This is a genomic window from Streptomyces endocoffeicus, from assembly GCF_016741935.1.
GTDB lineage: Bacteria > Actinomycetota > Actinomycetes > Streptomycetales > Streptomycetaceae > Streptomyces > Streptomyces endocoffeicus.
The window spans coordinates 64,697-71,400 of sequence record NZ_JAERRG010000040.1; the positions used below are offsets into that span (position 1 = coordinate 64,697).

Here is a 6,704-nt window from a genome sequence, read left to right on the forward strand (position 1 = left end):
CGCTCCGTGCCGTCGCGTGACGTCATCGCCCCCTAGCCCGTGCCGTTCCGGCCCGTCCCCGTCCCCGCCCGTGCGCGGTCGACGGCCACGGCGATCCCGTCCAGGACGCGTTCGAGGCCGAAGACGAAGTCATGGTCGGTCGCCGGATCGTCGTACGCCCCGTCGGGCGCCGCCTCGAACAGGCCCGACGAGAACAGCAGCGCCACCTGCGGAAAGCGGTCCGGGGTGATGAGCCGCGCCAGGGTCCTGCCGTAGGCCCGCTCGGCCTCCTCCTGACTCAGCCCCGTTTCGCTCCTGCCCTGCGCGTGTTCCTGGGACAGCAGGGAGGCGTGGCGCACATAGCCGCTGAGCAATGTCAGACTGCCGACCTTCGCGGCCCAGTCCAGCTCCGTGCCGCTCAGCGCGCCCAGGCCCGCTTCCATCCAGGCGATCTCATGAGGCCCCATCGGCGGCCCCGCGATGGGGAGGCGGGGGAGCCAGGGGCGATCGTGGTGGACCAGCCGCTGGGCGACGGTCCACTGCCGTAGCCCCTCGCGCCACCGGTCCGGCGCGGTCTCGACCTCGGGCGGGGAGCCGAGCGCCAGGTCCCGCATGAGGACGAGGAGCTCGTCCTTGGATCCCACATGGCGGTAGAGGGACATCGGGGTGACGCCCAGCTCCTTCGCGATCTTCGGCAGTGTCGCGCCCGCCAGGCCGTCGCGGTCCGCCAGTTCCACTCCCGTCCGCACCACGCGCTCGGTGTCGAGCGCGGCGGGCCGGCCGAGGCCCGAGGCCGGGACCGGGAGCCTCCACAGGCGGGCCAGCTCGGCGGGCGCCTCCTCCTGCTCGGCCGACATGGCGCTTCTCCTTCGCGTACCTCGGTTGCTCACCAGGTACATCATGGCCTACCGCTACTTAGTATCTGTCGTATAGATTATTGCTTATACTAAGCCGGGTGCCGAGGGCCCGCCCATGCCCCTTGCCCGTTGGGCCCTCATGTCAGGACGGAGAGAGATCCAGGTGACAGCCATAACGCAGTCCCATGCCCCGGGCCCCGCACGGGGCCCCGTCCGCCGGACCGAACGGGCCCTGGCCCCCGATCTGGCGCGGGGCACCATGCTGCTGTTCATCGCGCTCGCGAACGCCGCGGTGGCCACCTTCGGCAACCAGCCGGGCGCCGAGGCGTCGCCACACGGCTGGGAACGCCCGTTCAACCTCGTCATGTTCGTCTTCGTGCACGCCCGCGCCTATCCGATGTTCGCCGTGATGTTCGGCTACGGGCTGGTGCAGCTCACCCGCAGACAGGACGCGGAGGGATCCGGGCCCGGCGCGGCCCGCTCGGTGCTGCTGAAGCGCAACGCATGGCTCATCGCCTTCGGCCTCGTCCATGCCGCGCTGCTCAACTTCGGTGATTTCCTGGGGGCTTACGGCATCGTCGGTATCGTCTTCACCCTGCTGCTCCTGCGCCGCGGCGAACGCGTGCAGCGCGTGGTGCTGTGGCTGTGGGGCTGCACGGCGGTGTACGCCGCCACACTGGCGGCCGTGGCCACGTACCGCGCCATGGACAGCGGCCCGGGGTCCGCCGCCGTGCCGACGGACGATGTCGATTCGCTCTCGGCCCCCGACTACCTCACATCCGTGGCCGACCGGCTCCGCGAGTGGCCGATCCACACCCTGACCGTGCTGGGGTTCATCGCGATCGTCTGGCTGGGCGCGTGGGCCGCGCGGCGCGGCGTCCTGGAGGACCCGGCCCGCCACCGGCGGCTGCTGGTCCGCACCGCCGTGGTCGCACTCGGCGCAGCCTTCGCGGGCGGGGTGCCGATCGGCCTGGTCAGCGCCGGATTCGTGCATGTCGACGACGCCACCGCGGACGCGTTCCTGAGCCTGTACGAAGTGAGCGGCCAGTTCGGCGGCCCGGGATATGTGGCGCTCTTCGGGCTCCTCGCCCTGCGCCTGTCGAAGGCCCGTTCCGCCTCACGGCGGAAGCTTCCCGTGGAGGCGCTGGCGGCGCTCGGCCAGCGGTCGCTGAGCGGCTATCTGTTCCAGTCCCTCGCGTGGGTGGTACTGCTCTCCCCCTACGCGCTCGCGCTCGGAGAGCGGACCGGCAGCCCGACGCTCACCGCGTTCCTGAGCGCCGTCCTGGTCTGGCTCGCCACGGTGGCCGGGGCCCATCTCCTGCAGCGCCGGTCGCTTCCGGGCCCCGCCGAGAAGCTGCTGCGGAGGCTTACGTACGGCCCCCGATAGCCGGGCGGCGCCATGCGCACCGCGCACACGGCGACGCCGAAGGCCGGCCGCCCCAGAGGCGACCGGCCTTCGGTGTTCAACCGCCGATGTTCAAACCACCTGTGTGCACCCGCGCGCGTTCAGCCGCTCGCGCTCAGCCGCCGATGTTCACGTCGATGCAGGCGTAGAAGGCGTTGGCGGTGTCCGCGATGTTCCAGACCGCGAGAATCTTCTGCTTGCCCTTCAGGCTGCCGAAGTCCACCTGATGGGTGACGGTCTCGCCCGGCTGCGCCCCGCCGTCGTTGATCTCCGCGACCTTCTGGCCGCCGACGAAGTACTGCCAGGTGTTGGTCGCGTGACGCGCGGTCAGTTTCCAGGTGAAGTCGGCCTTGGACGGGATGGGCGTGACCGCCCAGCCCTTGCTGTCGTCGTCGAGTTCGGAGAACTTCCCATTGCCGCCGCTGCAGCTCGTCAGCCCCTTGGGGCCTTCGACGCTCTGCGGCTCGTACTTGATGTCGCCGCAGGGCACGGTCCCGGCCGCGCACTGGGCCTGACGGCTCGGCGGGGTGGAGATGTAGCCGTGCGCGCTGGCCTCGCTCGCGGGGAGGCTCAGAGCGATCATGGGGGCTATCCCCGCGCCGACGACTACCGCCAACTTTCGTTTCATGTTCATGCCAACTCCTTCACGGCGAGGCCCCACGCCAGACGGGAAGTCCTTGCCGAAGGTGAGGATGTGGGGGGATGTGGGGGGTGGCTGCACGGAACGCTTCACGGGCCGCAAGGGGCGGCCGTGACGCAGCGCCGCACTAGGTCTAGACCATACCCTCTGTCCGTTCACGGTCAAGACATGTGACGGAAGTGGTCTGGTCCACTGTCATCCCCACACATGTCACCGCCCCGGCCCGGTTCCCCGGGCCGGGGCACGCGACAGCCGGTGGCGGACGGTCAGGAGGAGAGGGCCGTCAGCCGTCGCCGGTCATGGGGAGACGCACGGCGGTCCAGCCGCTCCGCCAGGCGATCCCGGGCCGCCTCGCACCGGCCCGCGGACACCAGCGCGTACAGCAGGGTCTCCTCCACGACCTCACGCTGCGCGGCGCTGCCGCCCACACCGGGGAGCCGTGGCAGGAGGCGCTCCAATCCGCGTGCCGCGTCCGTCCAGCGCTCTTCCAGGATGTCCTCGAACGCCGCGCACAGCGGGGCGATGACACGTCGCTGCACCTCGTCGGCGCGCAGGGCGTGGACCCGCAGCCGGCGCAGCCCCGGCAGGTCGTCCGCGGCGGTGAGGGCGATGGCGGAGTGCAGGGCGACGAACGCGGTGGCCGGACGCTCCAGGACGTCGGCGGGCGCCGTGTCCAGGACATCGCCGATCGGGAACGGGCCCTGCCATGCGCCCGCCAGCCGGGCGCGCCACAGCAGGGAGCCGGAGTCGACCAGGGCGCGGACCCCGTACACCTTCCCCGGCGACAGCTGCTCCGCCCACCGGCGGCGGACCGCCGCCGTGTCCTCGAGGGCGAGTTCGTGGAGGGCGGCGTGCCAGGAGAAGTGGGCGCGGTGGGCTCCGCCGCGGCCCCGGTGGGCCAGCCATCGCTGAAGTCGCTCACGGCCCGCCTGGTGGTCGCCGGACTCGTAGTGCACATGGGCGAGGGCGTGCATGGCGTGGCCGGAGGCGGGTTCGGCGGCCAGGGCCCGCTCGGCCAGGACTCCGGCCTCGTCGTAACGCCCCTGCTCCTGGCGCATGAAGGCGAGCAGGGAGGTGTGGAACCAGCTTTCCCCGTGTGCCGGGGCGGTGCGCTCGACCACGCGGAGCGCGGTGCCGCCGTCGAGATCGCGCAGACCGGAGAAGGCGATGGTGGGCACGGCGACGGCGAGCGCCAGCGCGTCACCCGGGTGGTCCTCCAGGTGGCGCAGGAGGGCGGCGTCGCCGTCCGCGGGCGGGTGCAGGACGCGGCGGGAGACGACGTCCACGAAGGAGCGCTCGTAGTCGTCGGCGCGCTCGCGCGCCGCGCGCCGGGCGTCGGCCAGGGCGCGGGAGACGTCCACGTCGGCCCCGCACTCATGGCCGATGAGCGCGAGCGCGGCGTGGCCGAGGGCGAATCCGGGGTCGAGCGCCACGGAGCGGCGGAGCGCCGGTGCGGCCCCGGTCCGGACCTTCAGCAGCCGGTCCACGCCGAGGCGGTAGGCGGTGGCGGCGGCCGCGTGGGTGCTGAGGGGAAAACCCGAGGTGTCCACGGGCCGACGTGTCCGGCGCCCGGCGGGGCCGCCGGTGGCGGGGAGTGCGGGGGCCGTCCACGGGTCGAGGACGGCCTCGGCGACGGTGGCGGCCTGTACCCGGATCTCCGGGATGGCGGTGGTTTCCCACAACTCGCCACGGCGGGGCGCGCCGAGGGTCCACAGGGGGCGTGTGGTGCCGCCATCGGCACCGCGCAGCCGTCCGTGGTCGGTGGCGACGCCCATGCTGAGCGGGCCGGGCAGCGCGGCGCCCTGGTCGAGCAGACTCCGCCACAGCGGGTCGGCCGTGTCGGAGAGCCGCAGGCCCGGCCCGGTGCAGTCCACCACCCAGCCGACGGGCAGCGTGCGGGGGCCGTCGGGGGTGGTGAGGGACACGGTCAGGGAGCCGTCGGGCCGGGCCGAGGCGGAGGCGAGCCGCCCCTGGTGCGTCCGCATCCGCCGGGTGCGGCGCATGCGCCCGACCGCCTCGGCGGTGGCCGGGGGCATACGGTGGCGGTGGGTGTTCCACAACGAGCCGTCCTGCTCCACGAACTCGGCTCGCTCCGCGGTGGACATCGACGCCCAGATCTCGGCCGTGACCGGGCGCAGCCCGTCCACCGCGGGCCGCCAGTCGCCGTGGGTGCGCATGACGCGGCCGATGTGCCGACGCACCGCGGCCCGCAGCGCGGCCAGGGAGAGACCGTGCAGTGGGGTCGCGCACGTGGCGGCGGGCAGCGGGTCCACCGCATGCGCCTGCGGCAGCCTTCCGCCACGGGAGGCGCTGTGCACCGTGCGGCCGGGGCGGTCGAGCGTCATGGCGATGTCCACCGAGGTCAGCCCGGTGCCGACGAGGAGTACATCCTCCTTCCGCCCGTCCTGGAGGGCGGCGTCCAGGGCGCCGGGCGCCCAGGGGTCGGCGATGAAGCGGTCATTGCCACGCAGGTCCCCGGGGGCCCAGGCGGAGGTGGCGCGGGACGGCCCGGTGGCCAGCACCACGCACCGCGCCTCGACGGTACGGCCGTCGGCGAGCTCCAGCCGGGCCCGCTGGTCCCCGCCGGGGAGAGTGGTCCAGTGGCAGCCGGTGGCCCGGGTGCGCAGCCGGCGGACGGTGACGACGCCCTGGGCGGCCATGATGGCTCGGCCGAGGGTGTCGGCGAGGTAGGCGCCGTAGCGGTAGCGCTCCGCGAAGTCGCCACTCCGCACGCCCGGTTCACCGTGGTGGCACAGCCACCGCACGAAGTGTCCGGGATCGTCGGGGTAGCAGCTCATCCTGCCCGCCGGGACATTGAGGCGGTGGCGCGGGTCGAGGGTGGAGTAGGCGACGCCGCGGCCGGCCTCCGGGGCCGGGTCGATCAGCAGGAGTTCGAACGGGACACGGCGGCGTGCCGCCGTCTCGCAGAGCTGGATCGCCACCAGCGCGCCGGCGGCCCCCGCCCCCACGACGGCGACGGTCCTCGTACACGGCCCTGACGTGCTACACGGCTCTGGCGATGCCATGTGATACCTCCTGCTTACCCGGAACCGGCGGCGGAGCAGAACCGATGCCCCGCTCACGCAACCGGTACCGTAGCCATCTAAGTGCACCAATTCAATGAACTTGGTGAACTCATGGCGGAACAACGCGACGACCTTGACCGCCACCAGGGTGGATACCCAAGCCGGTGGTATGGGGCCCGACCCCATCAAACGGACGTGCGTGATAACTTTCCCTGGTGCGGATCACAGCCAAGTCGGACTACGCCGTCCGGGCGATGGCCGAACTGGCGGCCGCGGAGGGCTCACCCCTGACCGCCGAGCAGGTGGCGACCCGGCAGGACATTCCCCTGCGTTTCCTCTTCGGCATCCTGCGCGAGCTGCGCCTGGCCCATCTGGTGCGCAGTGTGCGGGGCCCGGAAGGCGGATATCTGCTGGCCCGCCCGGCGAAGGAGATCACCCTCGCCGACGCGATCCGCGCCATCGACGGCCCGCTGGCCAACGTACGGGACGTGGGCCTCAGCGGTCTGGAGTACCCCGGAGCCGCGGCGGTGCTGCCCGATGTGTGGCGCGCGGTGCGGGCGAGTCTGCGGCAGGTGCTGGAGAAGACCACCTTCGCGGATCTGGCCGCCGGGAAACTGCCCCCGCTGGTCCAGGAGCGGGCGCGCGAATACCTCGACGACGTCCGCCACTACGACACCTGACGGGCCGGGGCCGACAGCGTCGGCGCCGCACCAATCCCCCACCCCCGGGCCCGAGTTGGGCATTGGCACCCGTTGGCGCGGCGGGGAAGAAATCGGTCGCCCGGCGGGCCGCGCCCT

The 6,704-nt window shown here is 72.8% G+C and carries 5 protein-coding genes; 2 read left to right on the plus strand and 3 right to left on the minus strand.

The annotated features are described in order from the left end of the window. Positions 1-32 precede the first annotated feature (32 nt). Positions 33-836: a TetR/AcrR family transcriptional regulator gene (locus tag JK364_RS48025; protein ID WP_201857770.1), complete on the minus strand. Its 804-nt coding sequence runs from the start codon at positions 834-836 to the stop codon at positions 33-35. 163 nt (positions 837-999) lie between these two features. Between JK364_RS48025 and JK364_RS48030 the strand changes: the two genes are divergently transcribed. After that, positions 1,000-2,223 (plus strand): DUF418 domain-containing protein, encoded by a 1,224-nt coding sequence (locus tag JK364_RS48030; RefSeq protein WP_201857771.1) that lies wholly within the window; start codon positions 1,000-1,002, stop codon positions 2,221-2,223. A gap of 133 nt (positions 2,224-2,356) precedes the next feature. On the opposite strand, the gene JK364_RS48035 is transcribed toward JK364_RS48030, so the two are convergent. Both JK364_RS48035 and JK364_RS48040 read right to left on the minus strand, forming a co-directional pair. Further along, positions 2,357-2,875, minus strand: a complete 519-nt coding sequence (locus tag JK364_RS48035) for a lytic polysaccharide monooxygenase auxiliary activity family 9 protein (RefSeq protein WP_201857772.1) — start codon at positions 2,873-2,875, stop codon at positions 2,357-2,359. 272 nt (positions 2,876-3,147) lie between these two features. Beyond that, complete coding sequence (locus JK364_RS48040; protein ID WP_201857773.1) at positions 3,148-5,907, minus strand: FAD/NAD(P)-binding protein; 2,760 nt, start codon at positions 5,905-5,907, stop codon at positions 3,148-3,150. A 215-nt stretch (positions 5,908-6,122) separates the two neighbouring features. Between JK364_RS48040 and JK364_RS48045 the strand changes: the two genes are divergently transcribed. Further along, positions 6,123-6,587 carry an RrF2 family transcriptional regulator gene (locus JK364_RS48045; protein WP_191065045.1) on the plus strand — a complete coding sequence of 155 codons (465 nt, stop codon included), beginning with the start codon at positions 6,123-6,125 and terminating at the stop codon, positions 6,585-6,587. Positions 6,588-6,704 lie beyond the last annotated feature (117 nt).